Here is a 26818-nt window from a genome sequence, read left to right as displayed (position 1 = left end):
AAATATTAAAAATTGAGGTACTGTAAATCTAATTGGGTTTGATTGAATTGCAAAATAGTATCTAAATAATCTACTTGAATTGTTGTGGCATTTTCTAAACTTTGAATGTATTGAAAGAAATCAATTTCACCATGTTTGTAGCTATTATTTCCCACCTTTATAATCTCATCCGATAATTTTTTACCGTATTGATTGTAGTAGTTTATTGCCTCTTGATGCTTTGCTAATTCATTCTTTTTTTGAGTAATATGCTTCTCTATTTTTGTGGCTTCATTTTGCTTTTGTTGTTCCCAACTTTGCAATTCAAGCTGTGCTACTTTACTTTTTGCTACTTGTCCTGAGAATAAAATGGGGACCGCAACTCCAACTTGAAAACCATACAACGACTGCGATAATCCATTATTTCTACCTTGAAAATAATCTAGGTTAATATCCGGTAGCCAATGTTGTTTTTGCAACATAATTTGGCTTTTGTAATTAGATGTAATACTTTCTAAATAAGCAACATATATCGCCTTACTTGTTTCCTCAGTAGAAGATTCTAAGGGTGCTATTTTATTGCTTTTTACCACAATAGTTTCATCGGTTTGAAGTAAGGACTGCAAGAGTTCGTACTGTGCTTTTTTATCATTCTCAATTTGCGAAAGCTTGGTTCTTATTTGCCTAAACTTGGCTTGAGCCGTAATTTTTTCGAGATAATTTGTTTCTCCTAATTCAAAACGTCTGTCGCTGGCTTTCGAGAAATTTTGATACAAACTATCCAAATACTGATACAGTTTTTCTTGATGTTGCAAATAAACAATGTGCTGATAAGATTTGGCTACAGCCAAAGAAAGTTTGTTTTTTTGAATTTCAAAATTGGCTTTTTCCTTTTCATATTCAGATGAAAATACTTTTTTCTGCGCTCCGTAAACCGTTGGAAAAGCAAAACGTTGTTGCACGCCAAAAACACGCAAGGGCAGTTCATTCAATGCCAAATTATTTTGATCGTAACTGTAATAAATATTGGTTTTATCAAAAGTATTAGCCGATTTGATATTGGCTTTAGCCTTCTCGACTTGCAATTGAGCCGCTTTAATTCCTTTATTATTTTGCATTGCTTTCGACAATAAACTATCTAATTCTGGATTAGTATTTTGTGAAAAAGCAAATGAAGTACTTAACAATAACATAATGATAAAAGTAGCAGTTTGATTCTTTTTGAACTTTGCTTTTTTGAAAGACTGACCTTCAAAAACTTTGTATAAAATAGGCAATACAATCATGGTTAAAATAGTTGCCGTAAACAATCCACCAATAACAACCGTTGCTAGGGGTCGTTGCACTTCGGCTCCTGCCGAAGACGAAATTGCCATTGGTAAAAATCCTAATGCGGCAGCAGCTGCAGTCAATAATACGGGACGTAATCTATCTGTAGTTCCTTTTAAAATTAATGCATCGATATCTTTCATTCCTTGATGTTTGAGTTCTTTAAAATGTTCGATTAATACAATTCCGTTTAATACTGCGATCCCGAAAAGTGCAATAAAACCAACACCTGCCGAAATACTGAACGGCAAATCACGCAGCCATAAAAAAAGAACGCCACCCACTGCTGACAAAGGAATTGCTGAATAGACCATTAACGCCTCTTTTACAGATCCAAAAGCAAAATACAAAAGGATAAAAATCAAAAATAATGCGATAGGAACTGCAATCATCAATCGGGCTTTGGCACTTTGTAAATTTTCAAATTGTCCACCATATTTCACGTAATAACCTGCTGGTAATTTGATTTTATTTTCAACAATTTGCTGAATATCAGTAACTACACTCTGCAAATCTCGGTTCCTAACGTTGATTCCCACTACAATTCTTCTATTCGTATTGTCTCTAGAAATTTTCGCAGGACCTTCAGTATATTCAATAGAAGCCAACTCGCGCAAAGGAATTTGTTCGCCGTTAGGAGTTAGAACGTATAAATTACGTAAATCCTCAATATCTCGTCGGTTGGTTTGATCCAAACGCACAACCATATCAAAACGTTTTTCGCCTTCAAAAACAGTTCCAACGGTTTTTCCGGCAAAGCCAAGGGCAATCATTTCGTTCAAATCGGCAATATTCAAACTGTACCGAGCAATTTTAGAACGATCATAAACTACGGACATTTGTGGCAAGCCTTCTGTTTTTTCGATGATAATATCCGAAGCACCGTCTACTTTTGCAATTGCATTTTTTATTTCGTGTGCTTTTTGTGCCAAAACATCCAAGTCTTCGCCAAACACTTTAACTGCGACATCAGATCGCGTTCCCGAAATTAATTCGTTGAAGCGCATTTCTATCGGCTGTGTAAATTCGATTTCCATATTTGGAATTTGATTTTCTAAAACTGCTTTTATTTTATCTGCCAATTCATCTTTGGTGGAAGCCGAAGTCCATTCGGATTTAGGTTTCAATTTCACAATGACATCGCTTTCTTCCATAGACATTGGGTCAGTAGGTACTTCCGCAGCACCAATTCTACTCACAACTTGTGTAACTTCTGGAAAGTTTTTAAGGATTATTTTTTCAATTTTTGTAGTAATTGCAATCGTCTTAGTTAATGACGTCCCTGTTTTTAAAACGGGCTGAATCACAAAATCACCCTCATCTAATGTGGGAATAAATTCTCCTCCCATTGTTGCAAAAAGACCCGCAGCCAGTAATAATAAGCCAAGTGCACCATACAAAACTTTTTTGGTATTGGCTATAGCCCAAGTAATTATAGGCAAATACCAAGAATTCAACTTATGGATTAACCTGCTGGATAATGAATTTGGATTTTCCTCTTTTGGTTTCAAAAACAAAGAAGAAACGACAGGAACATAGGTAAAACAAAAAATCATGGCGCCTAACAAAGCAAAACTAAATGTCATAGCCATTGGCTTGAACATTTTACCTTCGATACCAGATAAGGATAAAATTGGAATAAAAACTATCAGAATAATCAACTGGCCAAAAATAGCCGAATTCATCATTTTGGAAGCGCTTTTATAGGTGATTTGGTCAATCTCTAACTGGCGTTCTTCCTTACTAAGATTGACTAAATGAGCTGATTTACTAGCAATTTGAAACGCAATAAATTCGACAATAATTACCGCACCATCGATGATAATTCCAAAATCTATTGCACCCAAACTCATTAAATTGGCATCGATACCAAATATATTCATGAACGAAATGGCAAACAACAAACACAATGGAATAACAGAAGCAACGACCAAGCCCGATCGCCAGTTTCCTAGCAACAGCACCACAACAAAAATTACGATTAAGCATCCTAAAATCAAGTTTTCAGCAACGGTAAAAGTTGTTTTCCCAACTAACTCGCTTCGTTCTAAAAATCCATTTATGTAGACACCTGCAGGCAGTGATTTTTGGATTTCGGCAACTCTGTTCTTCACATCATCAATAACTTGTTTAGAGTTTCCTCCTTTGAGCATCATGACTTGTCCCAAAACTTTTTCCCCTTCGCCATTGCCCGTGATCGCACCAAAACGATTGGCATGACCGTAACGAATTTGTGCTACATTCTTGATATAAACTGGCAACCCATTAGTATTTGTAACAACAATATTCCCAATATCTTCTAGTGAATTTACTTTTCCTTCGCCTCTGATAAAATAACTTTGATTCACTTTTTCAATATAGGCACCGCCTGCAATACTATTGTTTTTTTCCAAAGCGGTAAAAACATCAGCGGTAGTAATGTGCATCGCTTTTAAACTCGATGGACTAATTGCAATTTCATATTGTTTTAAAAATCCACCCCAAGTATTAATTTCCACAACACCTTTAATTCCAGATAACTGACGTTTTACTACCCAATCCTGAATGGTACGTAAATCTGTTACGGAATAATTGTTTTTAAATTCTGGTTTTACTTCTAAAGTGTATTGATAGATTTCTCCTAGTCCTGTGGTAATTGGACCCATTTCTGGTGTTCCAAAACCTTGCGGAATTTTCTCAGAAGCGGTTTTGATTTTCTCAGCAATAAGTTGTCTTGGAAGATAGGTTCCTAAATTCTCATCAAAAACAATGGTGACTACAGACAAACCAAATTTAGAAATCGATCGAATTTCCTTTACGCCAGGCAAATTAGCCATTTCTATTTCAACCGGATAAGTAATAAATTGTTCAATATCTTGAGTAGAAAGGTTACGAGAAGTTGTGATTACCTGAACTTGGTTATTAGTCACATCTGGAACTGCACCGATTGAAATTTGGAAAACAGAAAAGAGACCAAATCCAAAAATTCCGAGTGTGAATAGTAAAACAATGAGTTTGTTTTTTAAACTGAAAGCAATTATTTTTTCAAGCATTTTAATCTTTTTTTATACCTCAAAAGTAAGGTTTAAAGATAGGTATTTCCTTAAGAACTACTTAAGGTGTGCTTCAAATAATCTTAAAATTATCGTAGTTCCTTTGTTTTCTTGACTGCTAATTGCAATATCAATGTTCAGTAAAGTACATAGTCTTTTTACAATAGAAAGTCCTAAACCGGTGCCTTTAATTTCGGGATGACTACTGGATTGAGATCTGTAAAATTGATTAAAAATTTTATCTACATCTTCGGCAGGAATTCCTATCCCAGTATCACTAATTTGGCATTCAATTATAGAGTCAACTTCTTTCAAAACTACTGTCAAGTTTCCGTTTTGATTCGAATATTTTAAAGCGTTCGATATTAAATTATTAATTACAATCGAAAATAAATACCCATCTGTTTCTGTGTAATATTCTGCCGAAAAATTGGTAATAACATTGATTTTCTTGCTTTGAATAATTGCTGAAAATCGAGAAATAGTGTCTAAAAACAAGGCGTTTAAATATAATTTTTCTGTTTTTAATGTCTGTTTTTGATTTTCAAAACGAGCTAATAATAACAATTGATCTACTAAGTTATTCAAGCGGTTTACTTCGTTGACACAAAAGTTTATTTTTTCGGTATATTCAGCGTGTTCTCTCGGTTTTCTGATCAAAACTTCGAGTGTTCCTTTGATAACTGTTAGTGGAGTTCTGAGTTCATGCGATGCATCAGAAGTGAATTGTTTTTCTCGTTCCACAGCAGTTTCAATTCGGTCCAACAAATTATTTATAGTTTGCGATAAAACATACAATTCATCTTTTTGAAAAGGCAATACAATTCGCGAAGTCAAATTGTCTTTTGTAATATCGTTTGAAGTAGTAATGATGGAACTAATTGGCTTTATAAAGCGACCAGCAATAAAACGAGCCAGAAAAAAAAGTACTAATAAAATTAGAGGATAAGTAATAATCAATACTTTGGAGATATTATCAAGAACCATCGTAGCATCTTCAAGCGACATAGCAACGATTAAATATCCAATAATTTTAGATTTATTGTAAATGGGAACTTGCATCTGCCTGATGGCGCTATTGGCTAGAACATCATCATAAAGTACATTTGAAACATGCTTAGGATCAAAAGACAAAGTCATATTTTTAAGATTTGGTGACTTTTCAATTAATTTTCCATCTTGATCAATAAATTGAATAAAAACAGGATTCACATCAAGTGTGTTGTGTTCGCGTTCCTTCCATTCCTCTTTATGAGTCAAATGAAATGAATTGCCAACGACTTCGATTTCGGTTAAATGCTTGTCTGCCTCGCTTTTAATATCAGTGTTGACATGATTGTAGACACTAAATTTTACGATTGAATAGATAATACAAAACACCACAAAAATCAATAAAGCAGTGGTGACAATATAATTGAAAGCAATTCTATTTTTAAATGAAAGTTGTTGCATTTTTATTTAATCATTAGCGATATAGCCTACTCCACGAATAGTTTTTATATTGTCTTGTTCTAATTTTAAATTCAATTTTTTACGAATAGCATTCATAAAAACATCAATAACACCAGTGTCATATTCAAAATGAATGTCCCAAACATCTTCAATAATTTGTGTTCTGGTACAAACTTTACCTTTATTTTTAATTAAATATGTCAAAAGCTCAAATTCCCGTTGTGTAAAGGCAACTTCCGCATTGTTTACTAAAACCCTATGCTGCGCTAAGTCAATTGTTATGCTTCCTAAAGTCAGTTTTGTAATCTCACCTTGATTCCTAAAATGGATCTTGATTCGTTCTAATAATTCGTCAAAACTAAAAGGTTTTTTGATATAATCGTTTGCTCCTGCTTTCAACCCTTCAATGGTTTCTTGAACTGTATCTTTAGCAGTTAAGAAAATAATAGGAGTAGTATTGTTTTTCAACCGAATGGCTTTACACAGCTCCAAACCTGTCATTTTGGGCAACATCCAATCTAATAAAATGAGGTCAAAATTTTCCTTTTGGATTTTCTCAAATGCAAGACTCCCATCAGCAGCGCTGCTCACGGTATAGCCTTCTTCTTCTAATCCTTGTTTCAAAAACTGAATAATCCCAGCCTCATCCTCTACAATTAATAAGTGCATGTTTCTTTTTTTGTAAAATTAAGCTTTATTGCATTATAAATTTAAATGCAACGGTTGCAATATCGGCTGTAAGATTATCACTTCGTTTGTAATGATTGAATCTAAAATCAATATTTTTCAATCCAAATTTCCAAACTTTTGCAGCTGTGAAAATATCGGTATAATTCACTCCAAAACCATATTGATTGGCATCAAAAGTAGCTAAATCAGCGTCTGACGTATAAAATTTTTCAGTTGACAAATGGGTTTCGTAAGGCGCATAATATTTAGACTGTGTTTGTGTATAATACCTATACATTGGAAAAACCGTAAACTTATCCGTCAGTTTTACCGGAACTTCAATACTCGCGGTATGCGATTGTATGTCCCAATTATCTGAATAATAGCGGTAATAGGTTCGCAAAGCAACACGTTCATTTACATAATAATTCAATCGTGCTCCAATTGGAAGTTTAAAACGATTATCAGGCAATCGCTCAATATCATCGGCTAATTGATACGTTCCTTTATTGTTTTCATTGGTATAATTAGCAATAAATTGCGGCTGCCCTACATAAAAGTTTGCTTTATCAGCAAAATACATTCTGTGATACGGTGAGGATAAAAGTCCTTGTTGTTGCAACACATCAAAGAAAAATGAAACTTGTAATTTCTTGGTTAAAACCTGTGAAAATCCAAATGAAGCCGAAAATGAATTCCTATTAACTGCAGTAACTGGCTTAAAAGCACTCGGTAAATAAGCTGTCGAAGCTTGTCCGTTTTGATCCCAAATAGTTCTACCATTGAAAATACCTTGACTTAAAAAATTATTTCCATTACCATCAAAATCTGATAATTCTTTTGGGTAAATAGGTCTCCATTGGTCCAAATAGGCATTCACTTTTACGCTAAGCTCTGTGTTTTTTTCATTGAACAAACGTGCTACTCCACCACCTACTCCAACGGAAGTGTAATCATACTCATTAGAAAAAGATACATCTCCGTTCCAAATAAGATCTCGTGAATCACTACTATGGCTGTAATTAGCTACGATAGATGTAAGCTGATCGCTCTGTGATGCACCTGAAGAGGCTTGCCAAGGCGTACCGTTGGTCGTATCGTACGGATTGATATTACTTGAGGAAGCTGACGAGTAAGCCGAAATACCCAAATCAATAGTTAAAACATCATCATCATTTAATGGCATTGCCACTACAATATTTGAAGCTACATCAGTAAGTTTTTCAGATCCAAGCCCACCAGAAACAGCAGATCTTGAACCATCTTGGGCATAGTAACTTGCCAAAAAATCAATTTCGGTAGTTTCTAATACGCGCTTTTTAAACACAGGTTCCTTTGGAGTATCTTGTGCAAATGCAGTTGCTGTACCAATAAGCAAGAGTGCTATAATTTTTATCTTCATTTTTAATTGAATTGCTATTAAAGTCAAATATTTGCAAGGTTAGTTGCAACCACAGCCACCACCTGATTTACCACCATTCGCTCCAGCTGAAGCTTCACGATACACTTGAAAAGAAGTTTCGTAACGTTCTGCCGTTCTTGCTGATAGCTTCATATCAGGATCGTTTATTTTTTCTTTTTCATATTCCTTTACGGAGCTACAAGATTGCAAAACAAACAATCCTATCAGCATTAATCCTAATTTCTTTATCATCGCACTACTATTTAATTGATTGCATTTTTGGTATCTATTCCTTTTGATGAATGCACTTTACCCGTATCATCTACAATGATACACTCTACTCCTTTTATTTGATTGACTAAATCCAAACCAACGTCTACTCCAAGCACAAAAATTCCTGTAGCTAAGGCATCTGCAATTTCTGTTTGCTTTGCAAATACAGACACACTTACAATTCCCGTGGCAGGAAAACCAGTTCTTGGATCAATGATGTGTGAGTATCTTTTGCAATTAAAAACAACAAATTTCTCGTAGTTTCCTGAAGTCTCCACCGCACTATCGGTTAGTGGAAAAGTGGCGAAAATTTTATTTCTATTTACGGGATTTACAATTCCTACTGTCCATGGTTTCCCGTCAGGTTGCTTTCCCCACGCATTTATATCACCTGAAACATTTATGATTCCTGACAAACATCCTTTAGAAAATAATAAACTCTTTATTTTGTCGGCTATGTACCCTTGTCCTATTCCTCCTAATCCTAACTTCATTCCTTCTAATTTCAGAAAAATGGTCTGCTCTTTAGGATCTAATATGATGTTTTGATAGCCAATTTTCGAAACTGATTGTTTGATTGCTTCTTCGGTAGGCATTACTTTCATTGACCCATCAAACTTCCAAATTTTATCCATCGAAGCATACGAAATATCAAAAGCTCCATTGGTTAACTTCGAAATTTTTATAGCTCTTTCGACTAGTTCAAAAACTTCTTTGTCCACTTTAACTGGCTTAATGCCCGCATTTTTATTGACTTGAGAAATTTGAGTGGTGGGAATCCAATCTGAGATTAAATTCTCAATTCGTTTTGATTCGGCTATGGCCAAATCTATGTAATCGTTTGCGGCAATAGTATCTTTTGCAACGGCGGTCACTTCAAATGGACTCCCTAACATAAACAACTTACGCTTGTGAATGATTTGTGACTGTGCCGAAAGACTACAAATAACAGCAATTAAGAAGACTATCTTTTTCATTTTTGTTCGAAAGAATGAATCAATTGAATATACTCTTGAGGACTCCCGTTTTTGTAACCACTAATTCCTAATACTGAACCTGCAGGATTTAATAAAAGTACCAGCGGAAAATTCCCTGCTTTGTTATATTGCTCTGCTAACTTTTTATTGCTTTCGGTTAATTCTAATGGCAATAAATTGGCTTTTTTCTTTGGGAAATCCGCTTTGTAAATCACCCATTTTTGAGCAGATTCACTTTTAAACACTTCAGATTGCCAAATGGTTTTGTCTAATTTTATGCAAGGAGCACACCAATCCGATCCTGAGAAAACTAAAAGTATGTTTTTGTTCTCGGCAGCAGCTTGAGCTTTTGCTTCTGTAAAAGATGTTTTCCAGCTTTGTGCGTTGCTCGTAATAACTACGGCAAATAGCAGTAAAACGGTGCTAATTAGATTATTCTTCATTTTTGAGTGCTTTTATTTTGTGTAAAAGTAGCACTATTAAACTCTGTTAAGTTTTGAACAGATGAATATTAAGCCATTCTTAATTTTTTAAAAAAGTTTGTTACTGATGTAATTCATAAGTTATTTTTAAATTTTTATTACACAAAAAAAACGGGTAAGATTGAATCTCACCCGTTTATAAAAAAGTTTTTTTTCTTTTATTCTCTATCGCTCGTCAACCCAAAAAGATCTCCTTTCAGGTACGTCTTCATGTCTTTCTTTAGCAATTTGCTATTTCTTTTAGTCAGTTCTGGAGTATCTAAATTGCTCAAATCAGGCTTACCAGCATTAACCCAAGCTGTGTACCAAAAACTAGCTGTAACTGTAATGGCTTTTCGCATTTGCTTTTCAACCATACCATTCATGTCAGCATGCAATTGTTTAGCATATTCATCAGAATACATTGTACCGCCGTATTTATTTTTTACAATTACACCTGCCGCATCGGTTACAAAAATTTTATTTTGTGGTGTAGCTGTTCTTAATTTTTTATCAATGGCCAGCAATGGTTCTACCAAACTATGCGTATCGTTTATTAAATCCCAAGTTGCTTTTTCAACATTTTCTAAATAAACACCTTGTGGAACGTTAAACTTATAATCTTTGGCAAACAACTCTGGTAAGCGGCTTTCCCATAAAGAATGGATTCCTTTTTGATCTGTATTTTGTCCGTCGTGATTGTCTGAAGTATGTAATGGCATGTGACCATCTGCAATATAATGACCTAAATCACCCGCAATAAAAAGAATTTCGTTTTTACGCTTGTCCTTAAATGCTTTCGTTAACTTTTCCATTAACTCCTGAATGTGCCAAGGTAAAATTCCGTTTTTGGTCAAAAATTTCTCGTCATATTTAGCTTTAGCTTCCTCCATAGTTTTAGGAAACGAAGCAGGATCACCAAAGTTTTCCATATCAAAATAATGGCGAGGTGGTTCCATTTTGTCATTCAAAACATTTCTGCGCAAATCAGGAACTGTACTTTCTTGCGTGATAAAATCGATGTGGTTGTAAAAGAATGTTTGTAATGGTTTTGGCAAAGCCATTACAGCAGCTCTGTTGATACGCTCATGCCCTACAACACCCCATGACATCAGTACTACTGCTGCACAAATTGTAGTAAAAACAATAAGAGTTGGTTTCAGTTTAAAATTTTTCATTTAATTATTTTTTTAGAAAGGCAAATGTATCTCAATAAATTGGTTTTCAAAAAAAGAACTGCAATTACTAATGCATTATTAAGCTTTACTTAACATCTGGTCTTTACCAAAAAATGAATTTCCGCTAAATTGTCTTTTTTAAATATTAATCAAAAAAGTACATTACCGCCAAAAGAGATCCGCTCGCGATAAAAACCCACAATAACAATCCTTGCAATAATGGTTTTGCGCCTACTTTAAAAAGTATTTCTTTGGTCAGACCTGAACCAATCAAAAATAGAGTAATTGTCAAACCTATTTTTGATAAAGTATTAATCTTAACGGCTGCAAAATCAGGAACAGGAAAATAAGTTTGCACAATAATTACTCCTAAAAAAACGAATATAAAATAAGGAATTTTAATTGAACCTGCTTTATTACTGCTTGCTAGCGCCGTGACGAATGAAATAGGAATGATCCACAAGGCTCTAGCTAATTTCACACTTGTCGCAATTTGCAGTGCTTCTGCGCCATAACTACTTGCGGCGCCAACAACTGAACTTGTATCGTGAATGGCAATGGCACTCCATATTCCAAATTCACTCTGAGATAATCTCAAAAGGTGGCCAACAACCGGAAACAAAAACAAAGCAATAGCATTCAAAATAAAAATAACGCCAAGTGCCAAGCCAGTCTGTTTTTCAGTAGACCGAATCACGGGTGCAATGCTCGCAATGGCACTACCACCGCAAATTGCAGTACCGCAAGCAATTAAGTGACTCGTTTTGCGATCTGTTTTAAACCATTTTCCTAACAAAGTACCTATCAACAAAGTACTTGCGATAGAAACCACTGTAATTCCAAAACTAGTCGAACCGGCAGTTACAACATGTTTTAATTGCATTCCGAAACCCAAACCAACAACGGATATCTGCAACAACCATTGGATTATTTTTGGAGAGTAAATAGCGATCGGATTTCCGAATAAATGTGTAACCACTATTCCTAGTAACAAAGCTATTGCCGGACTAATGAGCCCTGTTGCACAAACAAGTAAAATAATGAAAAAGACAATGCTAGCCAATTTGTTTTGTGCCAACAATTCTATTAATAAGATTATCGAATTGGATTGTACTTGAGTTTTCACGATTTTATTTTGAAAATTATAGTACAAAGGTGCGACGATTGTTTATGTTATACCAATCGTATCTTGTAATCTGCTATAACTTTAAGTTATAATAACTCAAGATCTTTTGTGCCAAAACATCGGCAAGTGAATGTGTTTTTCCTTGTAAAGTGATGATATAAAAAAAACGTTCTATCGCAAAACGATCTAAATCAAGTAAATATAATTCTTCATTCTGCAGTTCCTTTTGAATAGCGTGAATAGATATGAAAGCCACACAGTTTGAATTCATAAGGTACGATTTGATGCTCTCCGTGCTTCCCAATTGCATTTCTACTTGCAAATCGGATAGTTTTACACCCAAAGCTTTCAACGCATCATCTATAACTTCAAGTGTTCCAGAGCCTTGCTCGCGCAATAAAAAACGCATTTGTTTCAAATCATCGATTCCTATTGTATCACACTTAGTTAATGGGTTTTTACTATTGCAAACCAAAACAAGTTCGTCTTTTAAAAACGGTATATATTTGATTTGTTTATTTTTAGATTTTCCCTCAACTATTCCAATTTCAATTTCTTGTTGAAGCAAGGCTGTTTCCATCTGTTCAGTGTTTCCGTTCCATAAACGAACCTGAACATCTTGTAGTTTTTGATGAAACTGAGCTAAAACGGGCGGAATAATATATTGTGAAACGGTTGTGCTCGCTCCTACTCGTAAAACACCCGACTGCGTTTGCAGCAATGCGTTCATATCAAAGTCGATTTCACTGTAAATATCAAAAATGTTTTTTACATGTTTCAATAAGACATTTCCAGCGGCTGTTATGGCAATTCGCGATCCATTACGTTCAAAAAGTTTGATTTTATGATATTCCTCTAACTCCTGAATGTGTTTCGAAACCGCGGGTTGGGTGATAAACAATTCGGCTGCAGCTTTTGTGAAACTCAAACGTTGTGCTACGGTATAAAAAACTTTGAGCCTAAAATCCATATTTTTTAGTTTTACAACATGCCATTGTATTTACGAACGAGCCATTCTGTAGCAAGTAAAAGAGCAATAATAACCAATAACCACACCCAGTCTAAAAGTGGGGTTTTAACAACTATTTCTTTTTGAGTCGTTTGGTAATCCTTATTTTCTAACAAAGTCTGAATAAGCTTGTCAACCTGACTCGGATAAAATAACTGTCCTGAAGTTTGCGATGCCAATTGCGACAATCTTTCAATATCTGAGTTTACAAATTGTTTTTCGATATCAAAATCAATAATTTCTAAACTGCTGCTGTAGGTCGTATTAGAGTTTAGTTCTTTTACTGTAAACTGATAAGTTCCTGCTTTCAAGCCATCAAGATTTACCTTGTATCCGTTTGCAGCTTTTAACAAATCATAATTCGTTTGCTGTTTTGTTTTTTTATTCAGCAAGCTAATTGTTAGTCGTGCTTTATCATCGGCCTCATAATTTTTATTAAAATATTGTGCACTAATAACAATTGATTCTCCCGCGTTATAAAACCGTTCATGATCTACGACTAAAGGCTTTTTGGCTGCTTTTGATCCTAAATACTGAATAATTTTATCGATAAAACGATCGTATTTTTCAAATGATTTTTCCTTAATGTGCGATTGTAAACGCCACTTCCAACTATTTTCGCCCAGCAAATAAGCAGTTCGTTGGTTTTCATTTTCAGCAAAAGCCAATAGCGGCGCATTGGTATTCATTACTCGAATTTTTGACGAAAGTAAAATTTCAAGTCCCGCTTTTGGTGCTATGGTACCAAATGCATTTTGTAAAGGAGGAAACGCATCGAAACCGATATCATCAGTGGCAAATAAATTAAAATCAGTATTCAAAACACTCAAATAATCTTCACTTTGGCCGCTCATTTTGAAATTCAAATCATTTTGTTGCTGATTCAAAAAGTTAAAATCGGTTGACATCCCGGTAACTACAAAGCTACTTATCTTAGCATTTTTAGCACCTTCAAAAACACTTTTAAAAGCAGCAGTTGGCTGGTAAAAAATAAGAATATTAAAATCGCGTAAGTTATTAATTTGATTAGGTTTAACGACCGTTACTTTGCGTTGCGCATTAGTTTCAATCGCTCTTTTAAAAGCACCAATATCCGGGTGATCAATAGCTGATACAATTGCAATTGCTGTTTTTTGATCTTGTACTTCAACTGCAAAATTCTTTACGTTATTATATCTATTTTTCTCCGTTAGATTCGAACTTATTTTAGCTTGATACATCTGCAATCCCACCTTATCTGCAGGTAAAAGCAAATTCAAAGTGGCGGTATTTTTTGAAGCAGAGAAAGAAACACTTTGCTTTACCACGACATTATTCCCTTGAGAAATGGAAAAACTAGCGGTAACATTTTGCTTTCCTGCATATTGTAAAAAGACTTCTACAGGAAACTTATTCTTGTAAAAAGCATACTTATTGGCGTTTAATTGACTAATTTTTAAATCCAAATAGGTTGTTGTATCACCAACAGCTACAAGATATACTTTATTTTCTGGATCAAATTGAAATACGTAATCACTTCCCGAAGTCTGATTTCCATCACTTATCAAAACGGTAGCAAAAGTTTTGTTTTTAAAATTACTTTTCAAGTTTTTAGCAACCACATCAATATTACTTTGGTTTCCTTTAAAATCTAGCTGACTAAAAGGCTCCATTGTATTAGAAAATTGAAAAGATTGTATTTCAAACTTTTCTTGTAATACTGCATTTTGTTGCAAAGCTTGCATTGTTTCTTTAGCTTGTTTGGTAGCTTCTAAAAAAGAAATCGAACTCGAATTATCAACCACAATTGCCAAAGGAGTTTTAAACAACTCTAAGGTTTTACGTATGACTATCGGATTTATCAACAGTAACAAAATACCAAAAAGCGATAAAAAACGCAAAAAAGCCAAAAACCAAACTGTTTTAGTTTGATTTTTGGCCTTAAAAATATACTGTAAATACGACAACACCCCAGCTAGTATCAAAGATAAAAGTATCAATAGTATTGTGTTTGTTGTCATTTATTCTTTATTAAAAGATTTGAAGAATTTACAGCTTATAACATGTTTTAAAGTTTAAAATTCGTTAAATCATTGAATTTTAAATCTTTGAATAACATTTTAAGTCAACATTCCGCCACATACATTAAGTACTTGACCAGTTACATAAGCACTCATATCCGATGCGAAGAAAAGACAAGCGTTTGCAACATCTTCAGTAGAACCACCTCTTTTTAACGGAATTCCATCTCTCCAACCTTTTACAACATCTTCGTTTAACTTTGCAGTCATTTCAGTTTCAATAAATCCAGGCGCAATTACGTTACAACGAATATTTCTTGAACCTAATTCTAAAGCAACTGATTTCGAAAAACCAATTACACCTGCTTTTGAAGCCGCGTAGTTCGTTTGTCCCGCGTTTCCTTTCACACCAACCACAGAACTCATATTAATAATTGACCCTGCGCGTTGCTTTAAAAAAGTACGTTGAATGGCTTTTGTCATGTTAAAAACCGATTTCAAGTTCACATCCATAACGTTGTCAAAATCTTCTTCAGACATACGCATCAACAAATTATCTTTTGTAATTCCGGCGTTGTTAATCAATACATCAACCGTTCCAAAATCAGCCAAAACTGCATCAACAAACGTTTGCGCTTCATTAAAATCCGCAGCGTTTGATTGGTATCCTTTTGCTTTAATGCCCAATGCATTCAATTCGTTCTCCAAAGCCATTGCCGACTCTACTGATGAACTGTATGTAAACGCAACATTAGCGCCATGTTTTGCAAAAACTTCTGCAATTCCTTTCCCAATTCCGCGACTTGCGCCTGTTATAATGGCAACTTTTCCTTCTAGTAATTTCATAATCAAAAATTAGTTATTTTTTATTCGAAGCTATTCCTGCTATTCACTGCAATCTTTTAGGTCCGCTGTCGCGTACCCAAAAGGATTTCCGTTGCTATCAGGGCTAAAAACGACTTGCCAAATATATACTATTTCCTTTTTTAAAAAAAATTTAGGCTTGATTATGAACAATAATTTTTACAATTATACCTTCAAAAAACGGTAGGCTAGTTTATCCCAAAAAGCAGCATAAATAGCAATCAATGTAAACACAAGTAAAAATAAATGATACCATGCGTTACTCAAAATATCAAGAAAATCTAATTTACCATTGGCATAGCTCAATATCAATAAAATTTGAGCACCATAAGGCAATATTCCCTGAATGACGCATGAAAAAATATCTAAAATAGTAGCCGATTTTTTAGCGCTCAATCCGTATTCATCATTAATTTCCTTTGCAATAGGCCCAGTAATCACAATAGAAACGGTATTGTTTGCAATGGCTAAATTGGCGAAACCTACTAGTACTCCAATACCTGTTTGTGCTGATTTTTTACTTTTAATTCTTTTTTTGATTTGGTTTAAAACCCAAGTAATACCTCCAGCCTTATCAACCATAGCAGCTAATCCTCCTGTAAGCATAGAAAGCAAAAAGATATCGGTCATACTTGTAAAGCCTTCATAAATTTTCTGGGTAAATTCCATTACCGTAAATGAGTCGTTGTAAAAACCAATCAAACCTGCAATTATAGTTCCTAATAATAATGTGTAAAATACATTGACACCCACAACGGCAAGAACGATTACTAAAACATAAGGCAAAATAGCCCACAAAGAATAATCATTTTTAGCAATATCTACAGCAACAACATCTGAATTAAAGCCCAAATAAAAGAAAATTAAAACAGTTACGATGGCCGCAGGAAGCGCAATAAACAAGTTTATCTTAAATTTATCTTTCAAATCACAACCAAGAGATTGAGTAGCTGCAATTGTCGTGTCTGATATCATTGATAAATTATCCCCTAACATAGAACCACCTAATAAAGCACCCGCAATTAATGGCATAGAAGCACCACTTTTATCAGCGAGTGATATAGCAATAGGTCCAATTGCTACAATAGCCCCAACTGAAGTTCCTGTAGCAGTAGATAAAAACGAGGCAATCAAGAAAATCCCTAACGGAAAATAAGCCACATCAATAGTACTAATCCCTAAATTTACTACTGCATCTACACCACCCATGGCTTTGCTAACCACGGCAAAAGCGCCAGCAAACAAATAAATCAAACACATTGTCATGATTTTACTATCGCCACAACCAGCAATTAAAGTATCTACTTTATCGTCAGTTGATGTTTTAAACAAAATAAATGCAGCAATAATACCTACTAATACTGCTACTGGTGAAGGAAACGCATAAAAATCGTCTAGTAAAATACCAGCACCCAAAAAAGTAAAAATAAAAATAAAAAGCGGAATCAAAGCATACGGATTTCCGGATTCCTTAGTAAAATTTGTCATAAAAAATAATTTTAAATTAAGTGTTATGACGAAAAACAAAGCTGGTATTGGGAATGTAAACAACATTTTTTCCAAAGGATTTGGCTTATCGTTTTAGCACCTTGCTTGTTGTTGCAGGTTGCTATCCCTTTACAGGATTCGTGATAACGGGTGCAAAAATACACAATCTGTTACAATATTTGCAAACAAATGCTTTAAAATTTGATAATAAAAAAACGCTACCCGAAAAAGGTAGCGTTTGTACTTAATCTAAAATGCTAAATTTATTAGAAAGCAACATTCCATCGAGGCAGTCTTCCATTTTCATCTAAAAATGATTGTAAAACTTGACCTTCTACAGCAGTTGGAATTGATTTCACTTCATTATTAAAAGTCTCATACCAAACTACTTCTAGAGCAGATATAGCTTCTTTTTTCATTTGAGCTGGCCAAGAATATTTTCTTCCTGTTTTTGCAAATTGGTGACCTTCGACAATTTTATCGAATAAACCGCCATTTTTTATTTTCAAAGCGCCGTTATTTTGAACAGTCCCAGTTGAACCCACCATAATTAATTCTTTCTCGTCACCTACTGCGTAAACTAAAAACACGCCAGATCCTTCAGAAGCATTACAAACTTGCTCTAAACTATCATCAATATTAAATAAAAATTGATTGGTAACCGTGAATTTTTCTAATTCTTTGTACATATATGTTATTTTTAATGAAATAGATTTTCACAAAAAAAGACCTCACAACATCGTGAGGCTCACTGAAAACTATTCGTATGTTTTGTTTTTTATTAAAATAAAAACTTGGATGCAAGATTTTTTAAATAAAGTGCAAAGATATTTCTTTAATTCAATTTACAACAAAAAAAGCCCCACAAAATGTGAGGCTTTTTAATATTTAAATTTCAGTTGATTATCCTAAAATTTCTTTTACTTTTTTACCAATTTCAGCTGGTGAATCAACAACGTGAATTCCGTTGTCTCTCATGATTTGTTTTTTAGCAGCCGCCGTATCGTCAGATCCTCCAACAATTGCACCAGCGTGACCCATTGTTCTTCCTGCAGGAGCAGTTTCTCCAGCAATGAATCCAACAACTGGTTTGCGGTTACCGTCAGCTTTTATCCATTTAGCAGCATCAGCTTCTAATTGACCACCAATTTCACCAATCATAATGATTAATTCTGTCTCAGGATCATTCATTAACAATTCAACTGCTTCTTTTGTAGTAGTTCCAATAATTGGATCTCCACCAATACCAATTGCAGTAGTGATTCCTAATCCTTGTTTTACAACTTGGTCAGCCGCTTCATAAGTTAAAGTACCTGATTTAGAAACAATACCAACTGTACCTTTTTTGAATACAAAACCTGGCATGATACCAACTTTAGCTTCACCTGGAGTGATTACACCTGGGCAGTTTGGACCAATTAATCTTGCATTTCTTTCTTTAACATAAGCATTAGCTTTAATCATATCTGCAACTGGAATTCCTTCAGTAATTGCAATGATTACTTTAATACCAGCATCAGCAGCTTCCATAATAGCATCAGCAGCGAAAGCTGGTGGTACAAAAATGATACTTGTATCAGCACCTGCTTGATCAACAGCATCCTTTACAGTATTAAATACCGGACGATCTAAATGACTAGTTCCTCCTTTTCCAGGAGTAACACCACCTACAACGTTTGTACCGTATTCAATCATTTGAGAAGCATGAAATGTACCTTCGCTTCCTGTAAAACCTTGAACAATTATTTTGGAATCTTTATTAACTAAAACACTCATGATATATTTTTTATGTAGTTTTTAAAATCGTTAGGCAAAAATAGGTTTTTAGAGGCAAAGTTTAAAACAAAAGCAATAAAAATCTCAAGAGAATTTTATTTCACTTCATTGATGTTTTTATTTTGGTAAGGATAATTATAATAAACAAATTTATTTTTAATATTTGGGTATTTCTGATTGAATCGGTCTTTCATAATTTTAAATACTCTCTCCTCGGGATAAACGGGTACTTTTAATTCCTCTAAAGCCCAAGTGTTGGTATCAATCAGGTAACTACCATTACAAAAGATATCGTTTTTTAATTTTGATCTCCTTTTCTCTAATTCAGGGTATTTTTGAATTTTATCTACACAAATTGAAAGTGTTTTTGTATTTCCAGAATATAAATTAAAAGAAAGATAATCATCCCAATTTCCAAAAAAAGACAAAATTGGCATCATTACAATAACCACTAAAACGCTTATATTACGAATATTGTTAAAGAATAATAATGTAAGATTTGAGAATCCCTCGTGATAAAAAAGAATCAAAACTAACCCTAACATAACCAAGTTCCATGGAACAATTATTATGTTGTAATTCAGTCCTAATGGTCCAAAAAGCAATAATATGAACAAATGCATTAAAATTGCGAGAATGGCACAGTTTTTTTTATTCCGAAAAAATAAAATACCAACTCCAATAAAAATTTCTATGGCAGGGAAAATCAATCCAAAATAATGTACAAAAGGATTCTTTATCAATCCATCAGAAATATGTATGATTTTTTTCAAAATAATACTATCCCAAAAAATATATAAAAAACTTCCACTAAACTTATGAAGGCCACTGAAAATATAAGTTACAGCAATTAACAACCCCACCAATGATAGAAAATGTTTGCTATTTCTTGCAAATAAAAAAAAAATCAAGGTCAAAAGATATTGATATTCCCAAGGCTGCCATCGCATATAATCTAATAGACAGGATGCAAACTCTATAACAATGACAGCTAACACCAAGTGTCTTTTTAAAGGATAAAAGAAAAGACCTCCAATAAGGAGTAAAGAAATAAAAAATATAATGAAGTGGACTTGATTCGAAAACTGTAAAAAGTTAAATACAGGAATTACAGGAAAATATCGATCTGATATCCAAACTTTGAATGAGATAATTTTACCAATAAACCAACCGATCGAAACAATTTTGAATAAAACTACCTCTTTTGGGTAAATCAATGTATGGCAAGCCAATTGCATTTAATTATGATAATTGACTCATTTGATAGCCTCGAAAAAGTTTATTATCTTTTATTTGCCAAATAACATTAAAATGAGCTAGTAACATCTCCTCTCTGGGATTTTCAATAGTTTTTACAAAATGGGAGTAGCGTAACGACACCATATCATTCTCAGACAAAATATGGCTAATGCGTACCTTTGAACGCACATAAGCTTTACTTAATTCATCGGATAATTGCACTAATGCATTATAATCTAACTCAACAAAACCTTTACTACTATTCCACTCCACTACCACTTCTGGATGAAGAAAATCTTTAATGACCGCGCTATCAATTAAGGCATCCGACTTATAAAACTTTTGAACTATCTCTTTTACAGACATATTATTTTAGTTTGTTTAAAATTTCTGGAATCTTTTTAATATGAGCTAATTGTTTCAATTTTTCTCGGGATTCTTCTATCGGGGTTCCAAAATAGGATTTACCACCTTCAACTGATTTGGTAACTCCCGTTTGTCCCATAATTACCGCCTTAGCGCCGATAGTTATACCGCTAGTAGTTCCTACTTGTCCCCAAATAGTAACTTCGTCTTCAATAATAACGCATCCCGCAATTCCGGTTTGAGAAGCAATCAAACATTTTTTACCAATAACAGTGTCGTGTCCAACGTGTACTTGGTTGTCTAACTTTGTACCTGCACCAATAGTTGTATCGCCAGTAACACCTTTATCAATAGTACACAAAGCACCGATACCAACATTATCCTCAATCACAACGCGTCCTCCCGATATTAACTGATCAAAACCTTCTGCACGTTTTTTGTAATAAAAAGCATCTGCACCTAAAATTGTTCCTGCATGAATGATTACATTATCACCGATAACAGTGTGATCATAAATGGTTACATTGGGATGAATTAAACAATTTTTTCCTATTACCACTTGATTCCCGATGAAACAATTGGGTTGTATCACAGTTCCTTCTCCAATTTTTGCAGAAGAAGCAATAGCAGAATTAGTTGCTTGAAAAGGCTTAAAATGCTTTGTCAATACATTAAAATCTCGAAAAGGATCATCAGAAAGCAAAAGTGCTTTACCCTCCGGACAGTCTACTTTCTTATTTATTAAAACAATTGTAGCGGCCGATTGCAAAGCCTTGTCATAGTATTTTGGATGATCCACAAATACGATATCTCCCGGTGTAACGACATGAATTTCATTCATACCCTGTACCGGAAAATTGGCGTCACCAATAAACTCACAACCAATTATTGCAGCTATTTCTTGTAAAGCGTAAACTTTTTCGAATTTCATCTAATATATCTTTAATAAAAAGCAAATTAGGTTTTCTATTTTAGTGAATCAAAAAAAAAATTCACGAAAATAGAAAACCTAAATTAATTACTCTTTTACACGCTCCATGTAAGAACCTGTAGCAGTCTCAATTTTAATTTTGTCTCCTTCGTTGATAAACAAAGGTACATTTACAGTAGCACCTGTTTCTACAGTTGCAGATTTAGTGGCGTTAGTTGCTGTATTTCCTTTAATTCCTGGCTCTGCGTAAGTAACTTCTAAGACAACTGATGCTGGCATATCAACAGATAACGGTAAATCAGTTTCTGTATTAATACTTACCATTACATTTTCGCCCTCTTTTAATAAATCTGGTGAATCTAAAATGTTTTTGTTCAATGAAATTTGCTCAAAAGTTTCTGTATTCATGAAGTGAAACTGCTCACCCTCTGGATACAAAAATTGAAATTTATGATTCTCTACACGAACTTCTTCAATTTTATGACCTGCAGAAAAAGTGTTATCCAATACTTTCCCGTTAGTCAAACTTCTTAATTTAGTTCTGACAAAAGCAGGACCTTTACCTGGTTTTACGTGTAAGAATTCGATAATTTTATAAATATCGTTGTTGTATTTAATGCACAATCCGTTTTTAATATCCGATGTAGTTGCCATTTTGGTATGTTTAGCTATTAATTAAAATCTTAACAGCGGTTTATATTTATTTTAATTTTTAATAATTTCCTGAGTAGCCTTTCATTACTCCTCGTGATGAATTTCGAATAAAATCAATGATTTCATCACGTTCTGGAGTTGCTTCCATTTCTGCCTCAATGATCCCTAATGCTTGTGTTACATTATAATTCTTTTGATACAAAATACGGTAGATTTCTTGAATTTCTCTGATTTTTTCAGAGGTAAATCCACGTCTTCTTAAACCCACAGAATTTATACCTACATATGAAAGTGGTTCTTTTGCTGCTTTTGTGTAAGGCGGAACATCTTTTCTTAACAATGATCCACCAGAAATCATAGCATGATCTCCCACACTAATAAACTGATGAACAGCTGATAATCCTCCAATAATAGCGTAATTACCAATGGTTACGTGACCACCTAATAAAACACCGTTTACAATAATTGCATTATTACCAACATGACAATCATGCGCAATATGCGCTGTTGCCATAATCAAACAATTGTCTCCAATAACAGTTTGTCCTGAAGCAATTGTACCTCTGTTTATTGTAACGCACTCTCTAATTGTACAATTGTCGCCAATAATTACAAGAGAATCTTCGCCTCCAAACTTTAAATCTTGCGGCACTGCCGATATAACTGCGCCTGGAAAAATATTACAATTTTTTCCTATGCGGGCTCCTTCCATGATGGTCACATTCGATCCAATCCATGTTCCATCACCAATAACTACATTGTTGTGTATGGTGGTAAAAGGCTCTATAACAACATTCTTGGCAATTTTAGCACCAGGGTGAACGTAAGCTAGTGGTTGATTCATAATCTTTATTTAATCGTTTACCTGTTTAATCGATTAACCGAAAAACGATTAACCAAATCAACAAAAAAATTATTGTTTTTTTGCAATTTGCGCCATTAATTCTGCTTCAGCAACTAATTTTCCGTTAGCGTAAGCATTGGCTTGCATGTGGCAAATACCTCTTCTGATTGGTGTAATCAAATCACACTTAAAGATTAATGTATCGCCGGGTAAAACTTTATGTTTGAACTTCACATTATCAATTTTCATGAAATAGGTCAAGTAATTTTCTGGATCTGGAACAGTACTTAAAACCAAAATTCCGCCTGTTTGCGCCATAGCTTCTACGATAAGAACTCCTGGCATAACTGGAGCTTCTGGAAAATGCCCTACGAAGAAATTTTCATTCATAGTTACATTCTTCATTCCAACCACATGACTTTCAGACATTTCAATAATGCGATCAATCAATAAAAATGGTGGACGGTGTGGCAATACAGCCATGATTTTATGAATATCCATCAAGGGCTCTTGATTCAAATCATAAACTGGCACATAATTGCGTTGTTCTATTTTGATAATCTTCGCCATTTTTTTGGCAAACTGCGTGTTTACAAAATGCCCTGGCTTGTTTGCAATTACTTTTCCTTGAATACGAGTTCCTATCAACGCTAAATCACCAACCACGTCTAACAATTTATGACGCGCTGCTTCATTTGGATAGTGCAAAGTAAGGTTGTCTAAAATACCATTTGGTTTTACTGAAATTTCATCTTTACCAAAAGCACGCTTCAAATTCTCCATTGTTGTGGCAGATATTTCTTTATCTACATACACAATAGCGTTGTTTAAATCGCCTCCTTTTATCAATCCATGTTCTAAAAGAGATTCTAGTTCATGTAAAAAACTGAAGGTTCTAGAATCGGCAATTTCAGATTTAAATTCTGAAATGCTTTTCATATTGGCGTTTTGAGTTCCAAGAATTTTGGTGCCAAAATCAACCATTGCAGTTACACAATATTGATCGCTAGGCATTACTAATATTTCACTGCCAGTCGCCTCATCTGTAAATGAAATAACCTCTTTTACTACATAAACGTTACGGTTTGCGTTTTGCTCTTCAAAACCAGCTTGTTCTAAAGCTTCAACAAAATATTTCGATGAACCATCCATGATTGGAAGTTCAGAAGCATTCAATTCAATAATAACGTTATCTAAATCACAACCAATTAAAGCTGCTAAAACATGTTCAGGAGTCTGAATTTGTACGCCACGTTTTTCTAGATTGGTACCTCTTTGTGTATTTACTACAAAGTTAGCATCTGCCTCAATAACGGGTTGTCCTTCAAGATCTATTCGAACAAAAGTAAAACCATTATTCACTGGAGCAGGTTTAAAAGTCATTTTTACTTCTTTACCAGTATGTAAGCCAACTCCTGTTAGTGAGATTTCTGTTTTGATGGTCTTCTGTTTAACCATTGTTTCCATTTTTTTGGTTTAATATTTGTTTTTTTAATTCTTCAATTTCTGCAACAATTTTGGGTAAGTTTTTAAAGTGAACGTATGACTTACTAAAATCATTGTATCCAAATGTTGGGCTTCCTTGTAAGACTTCGTTGTCTTTTATATTACGACCAACACCTGATTGTGCCTGAATGCGCACATTATTGCCAATTGTCAAATGACCTGAAATACCAACTTGACCACCTATCATTCCATTTTTGCCAATTTTGGTCGATCCTGCAACGCCTGTTTGGGCCGCAATCACCGTATTTTCGCCAATTTCGACATTATGAGCAATTTGTATTTGATTGTCTAATTTTACTCCTTTGCGTATAATTGTAGAACCCATTGTTGCTCTATCAATTGTTGTACAGGAACCAATATCGACATTATCTTCAATAACTACGTTCCCAATTTGCGGAATCTTAGTATAAGTTCCATCTGGATTTGGAGCAAAACCAAAACCATCTGCACCTATAATAGCGCCAGAATGAATCGTACAATTGTTCCCTATATTTGTTTCTGAATATATTTTTGCACCAGCGAAAACAACACAATTGTCTCCAATTACTACATTATCACCCACAAAACAATTAGGATAAATCTTTACATTGTCACCTAAAACGACATTTTGCCCGATATAACTAAAGGCACCTAAATAAATATTAGACCCCAATTTTGCGTTATCAGCTATAAATGAAGGTTGTTCTACCCCAGTTTTATTCAATTTAACTTCGTTGTAAAATTCTAAAAGTTTGGTAAAACTAGCATAAGCATCGTCTACTTTTATAAGAGTCGTTTCAACAGGAGCATCGACTATAAAATTTTTATTAACAATTGTTATAGAGGCTTTTGTAGTATAAATATAATTTTGATACTTCGGATTAGATAAAAAAGTTAGAGAACCTTCTACTCCTTCTTCAATTTTTGATAAGGTAGAAACCTCGGCATTGGCATTACCAATTACTTCACCTTCTAATATCCCCGCTATTTGTTCTGCTGTAAATTTCATCGCGACAAAAATATAAAAAAATAGATTTTAAATGCTGTTTTTATAACAGTTGTTTTGGGAAACATAGATAATACTTAGTCACTGCTTTGGATAACGATTTTAAATTCAGCTGGTCAGAAGACTCAATTACATCTTCAACTGTATTATCTTTTTTCAAAATTCGGATCGGTTCTGCTTCTTTACTGTAGGCTTGATTTTTGATTTTTCCTCTAAAAATAAAGTAGTTAGTATCTGCGACAGAAATATGATGTTCTCTAGAAAATCGTTCTTTAAGTTCTTGTAGATAGTCTAAATCTACTTTTTCGCTACTTAATTTGATCTTCAACAAATCCCTGTTGACAATCATTTTACTTAAAGATGACAAAATATAATCGGGATGTCTTTGCCAAGTTTTTAAAGCACCAATGATATCAAAATCATCCAATTGTGAAAATAAATCTAAAGTAGCAGCATCAAAATTTTGTAAAGAAACTCTGTTTTGCATAAAAAACAAAAGCGGTTCGCTGCAAGGAAGTACAATACCTTTTAGTGTAAGTTCTTTGGCTCTTTTTAAGATTTTCATCAAAATAAGTTCGGCAACCAAACTCGTTTTGTGCAAATAGGCTTGCCAATACATTAATCTTCGCGACATCAAGAATTTCTCTACGGAGTAAATTCCTTTTTCTTCAATAACCAAATAATCATCCACCACGTTCATCATTTGAATGAGGCGCTCCGAGTTTACATTTCCTTCTGCCACTCCAGAATAAAAACTATCTCTTTTCAAATAATCCATTCTATCCATATCTAGTTGACTAGATATCAATTGTAACATGAATTTACGGTTGTATTCTCCCTTAAACACTTGAATTGCCAAGCTTAATTTTCCGTTGAATTCACTGTTTAACTGATTCATGAATAGCAAAGAAATTTCCTCATGGTGCACATCTTCAACAATACTTTTTTCCATAGCATGCGAAAATGGACCGTGACCAATGTCATGAAGTAGAATAGCAATGTAAAGGGCATTTTCTTCTTCTGCTGAAATGACAACTCCCTTAAAACGAAGTACATCAACTGCCTTTTGCATCAAATGCATACAACCCAAAGCATGATGAAAACGAGTATGGTTGGCACCGGGATACACTAGATAGGACAACCCCATTTGTGAAATACGGCGTAAACGCTGAAAATAAGGATGTTGAATTAGATCATAAATTAGTGCATTCGGTATAGTGATAAACCCGTAAATAGGGTCATTAAATATTTTCTTCTTATTAATTGGAGTCACTTTTT

23 protein-coding genes and 1 riboswitch are annotated in these 26818 nt (G+C 34.1%); all 23 genes read right to left on the bottom strand.

Going from position 1 to position 26818, the window contains the following annotated elements; genetic code table 11:
* Positions 1-5 precede the first annotated feature (5 nt).
* The 23 genes from KBJ98_RS08510 to KBJ98_RS08400 all read right to left on the bottom strand — a co-directional run bounded on the left by KBJ98_RS08510 (position 6) and on the right by KBJ98_RS08400 (position 26813).
* On the bottom strand, positions 6-4340 hold the full coding sequence (locus KBJ98_RS08510) for a CusA/CzcA family heavy metal efflux RND transporter (protein WP_210789490.1): 4335 nt from the start codon (positions 4338-4340) through the stop codon (positions 6-8).
* Positions 4341-4397: 57 nt separating this feature from the next.
* Positions 4398-5792, bottom strand: coding sequence for a sensor histidine kinase (locus tag KBJ98_RS08505; protein WP_210789488.1), 1395 nt, complete (start codon positions 5790-5792; stop codon positions 4398-4400).
* 6 nt (positions 5793-5798) lie between these two features.
* Entirely contained in the window at positions 5799-6461 is a 663-nt protein-coding gene (locus KBJ98_RS08500) for a response regulator transcription factor (RefSeq protein ID WP_210789487.1), read from the bottom strand.
* Positions 6462-6486: 25 nt separating this feature from the next.
* Positions 6487-7863: a DUF3570 domain-containing protein gene (locus KBJ98_RS08495; RefSeq protein ID WP_210789486.1), complete on the bottom strand. Its 1377-nt coding sequence runs from the start codon at positions 7861-7863 to the stop codon at positions 6487-6489.
* A gap of 39 nt (positions 7864-7902) precedes the next feature.
* A complete protein-coding gene (locus KBJ98_RS08490) occupies positions 7903-8115 on the bottom strand; it encodes a DUF4266 domain-containing protein (protein WP_210789485.1) in 213 nt (70 codons plus the stop codon).
* An 11-nt stretch (positions 8116-8126) separates the two neighbouring features.
* Entirely contained in the window at positions 8127-9113 is a 987-nt protein-coding gene (locus tag KBJ98_RS08485; protein WP_210789483.1) for an FAD:protein FMN transferase, read from the bottom strand.
* The gene (locus tag KBJ98_RS08480) at positions 9110-9556 is read right to left on the bottom strand and encodes a thioredoxin family protein (RefSeq protein ID WP_210789481.1); all 447 of its coding nucleotides are present in this window, start codon (positions 9554-9556) and stop codon (positions 9110-9112) included. The genes KBJ98_RS08485 and KBJ98_RS08480 overlap by 4 nt, the downstream gene beginning before the upstream one ends.
* A 197-nt stretch (positions 9557-9753) precedes the next feature.
* Complete coding sequence (locus tag KBJ98_RS08475) at positions 9754-10752, bottom strand: zinc dependent phospholipase C family protein (protein ID WP_210789479.1); 999 nt, start codon at positions 10750-10752, stop codon at positions 9754-9756.
* A gap of 145 nt (positions 10753-10897) precedes the next feature.
* Positions 10898-11878 carry a YeiH family protein gene (locus KBJ98_RS08470; RefSeq protein WP_317192489.1) on the bottom strand — a complete coding sequence of 327 codons (981 nt, stop codon included), beginning with the start codon at positions 11876-11878 and terminating at the stop codon, positions 10898-10900.
* A 73-nt stretch (positions 11879-11951) separates the two neighbouring features.
* Entirely contained in the window at positions 11952-12848 is an 897-nt protein-coding gene (locus KBJ98_RS08465) for a LysR family transcriptional regulator (protein ID WP_210789477.1), read from the bottom strand.
* Between the two features lie 11 nt (positions 12849-12859).
* Complete coding sequence (locus tag KBJ98_RS08460) at positions 12860-14887, bottom strand: hypothetical protein (RefSeq protein ID WP_210789474.1); 2028 nt, start codon at positions 14885-14887, stop codon at positions 12860-12862.
* Between the two features lie 99 nt (positions 14888-14986).
* Positions 14987-15733, bottom strand: a complete 747-nt coding sequence (gene fabG / locus KBJ98_RS08455) for a 3-oxoacyl-[acyl-carrier-protein] reductase (protein ID WP_144890891.1) — start codon at positions 15731-15733, stop codon at positions 14987-14989.
* A 183-nt stretch (positions 15734-15916) separates the two neighbouring features.
* Positions 15917-17239, bottom strand: coding sequence for a Na+/H+ antiporter NhaC family protein (locus KBJ98_RS08450; protein ID WP_210789471.1), 1323 nt, complete (start codon positions 17237-17239; stop codon positions 15917-15919).
* A gap of 55 nt (positions 17240-17294) precedes the next feature.
* Positions 17295-17391: riboswitch (SAM-I-IV-variant riboswitch) on the bottom strand.
* A 114-nt stretch (positions 17392-17505) separates the two neighbouring features.
* Positions 17506-17928, bottom strand: a complete 423-nt coding sequence (locus tag KBJ98_RS08445; RefSeq protein ID WP_210789468.1) for a hypothetical protein — start codon at positions 17926-17928, stop codon at positions 17506-17508.
* A 214-nt stretch (positions 17929-18142) separates the two neighbouring features.
* On the bottom strand, positions 18143-19015 hold the full coding sequence (gene sucD, locus KBJ98_RS08440; RefSeq protein WP_210789466.1) for a succinate--CoA ligase subunit alpha: 873 nt from the start codon (positions 19013-19015) through the stop codon (positions 18143-18145).
* A 95-nt stretch (positions 19016-19110) separates the two neighbouring features.
* Positions 19111-20013, bottom strand: a complete 903-nt coding sequence (locus KBJ98_RS08435; RefSeq protein WP_210789463.1) for a hypothetical protein — start codon at positions 20011-20013, stop codon at positions 19111-19113.
* Positions 20014-20257: 244 nt separating this feature from the next.
* Entirely contained in the window at positions 20258-20620 is a 363-nt protein-coding gene (locus KBJ98_RS08430) for a nuclear transport factor 2 family protein (RefSeq protein WP_210789460.1), read from the bottom strand.
* A 1-nt stretch (position 20621) separates the two neighbouring features.
* The gene (locus KBJ98_RS08425; protein ID WP_210789457.1) at positions 20622-21551 is read right to left on the bottom strand and encodes a UDP-3-O-(3-hydroxymyristoyl)glucosamine N-acyltransferase; all 930 of its coding nucleotides are present in this window, start codon (positions 21549-21551) and stop codon (positions 20622-20624) included.
* An 87-nt stretch (positions 21552-21638) separates the two neighbouring features.
* Positions 21639-22205 carry an elongation factor P gene (efp, locus tag KBJ98_RS08420; RefSeq protein WP_210789455.1) on the bottom strand — a complete coding sequence of 189 codons (567 nt, stop codon included), beginning with the start codon at positions 22203-22205 and terminating at the stop codon, positions 21639-21641.
* Positions 22206-22263: 58 nt separating this feature from the next.
* A complete protein-coding gene (lpxA, locus tag KBJ98_RS08415) occupies positions 22264-23049 on the bottom strand; it encodes an acyl-ACP--UDP-N-acetylglucosamine O-acyltransferase (RefSeq protein ID WP_210789453.1) in 786 nt (261 codons plus the stop codon).
* A gap of 69 nt (positions 23050-23118) precedes the next feature.
* Positions 23119-24507 (bottom strand): bifunctional UDP-3-O-[3-hydroxymyristoyl] N-acetylglucosamine deacetylase/3-hydroxyacyl-ACP dehydratase, encoded by a 1389-nt coding sequence (locus KBJ98_RS08410; protein WP_210789674.1) that lies wholly within the window; start codon positions 24505-24507, stop codon positions 23119-23121.
* Positions 24500-25543: a UDP-3-O-(3-hydroxymyristoyl)glucosamine N-acyltransferase gene (lpxD, locus tag KBJ98_RS08405; RefSeq protein ID WP_210789450.1), complete on the bottom strand. Its 1044-nt coding sequence runs from the start codon at positions 25541-25543 to the stop codon at positions 24500-24502. Before lpxD ends, KBJ98_RS08410 begins: the two co-directional genes overlap by 8 nt.
* 40 nt (positions 25544-25583) lie before the next feature.
* Positions 25584-26813, bottom strand: coding sequence for an HD domain-containing protein (locus KBJ98_RS08400; RefSeq protein WP_210789448.1), 1230 nt, complete (start codon positions 26811-26813; stop codon positions 25584-25586).
* Positions 26814-26818: the final 5 nt, after the last annotated feature.

The sequence above is a fragment of the Flavobacterium erciyesense genome, assembly GCF_018069925.1.
GTDB classification, from domain to species: Bacteria; Bacteroidota; Bacteroidia; order Flavobacteriales; family Flavobacteriaceae; genus Flavobacterium; species Flavobacterium erciyesense.
The sequence above is the reverse complement of the archived record's forward strand: the minus strand, read 5'-3'. Positions and strand labels throughout refer to the sequence as shown.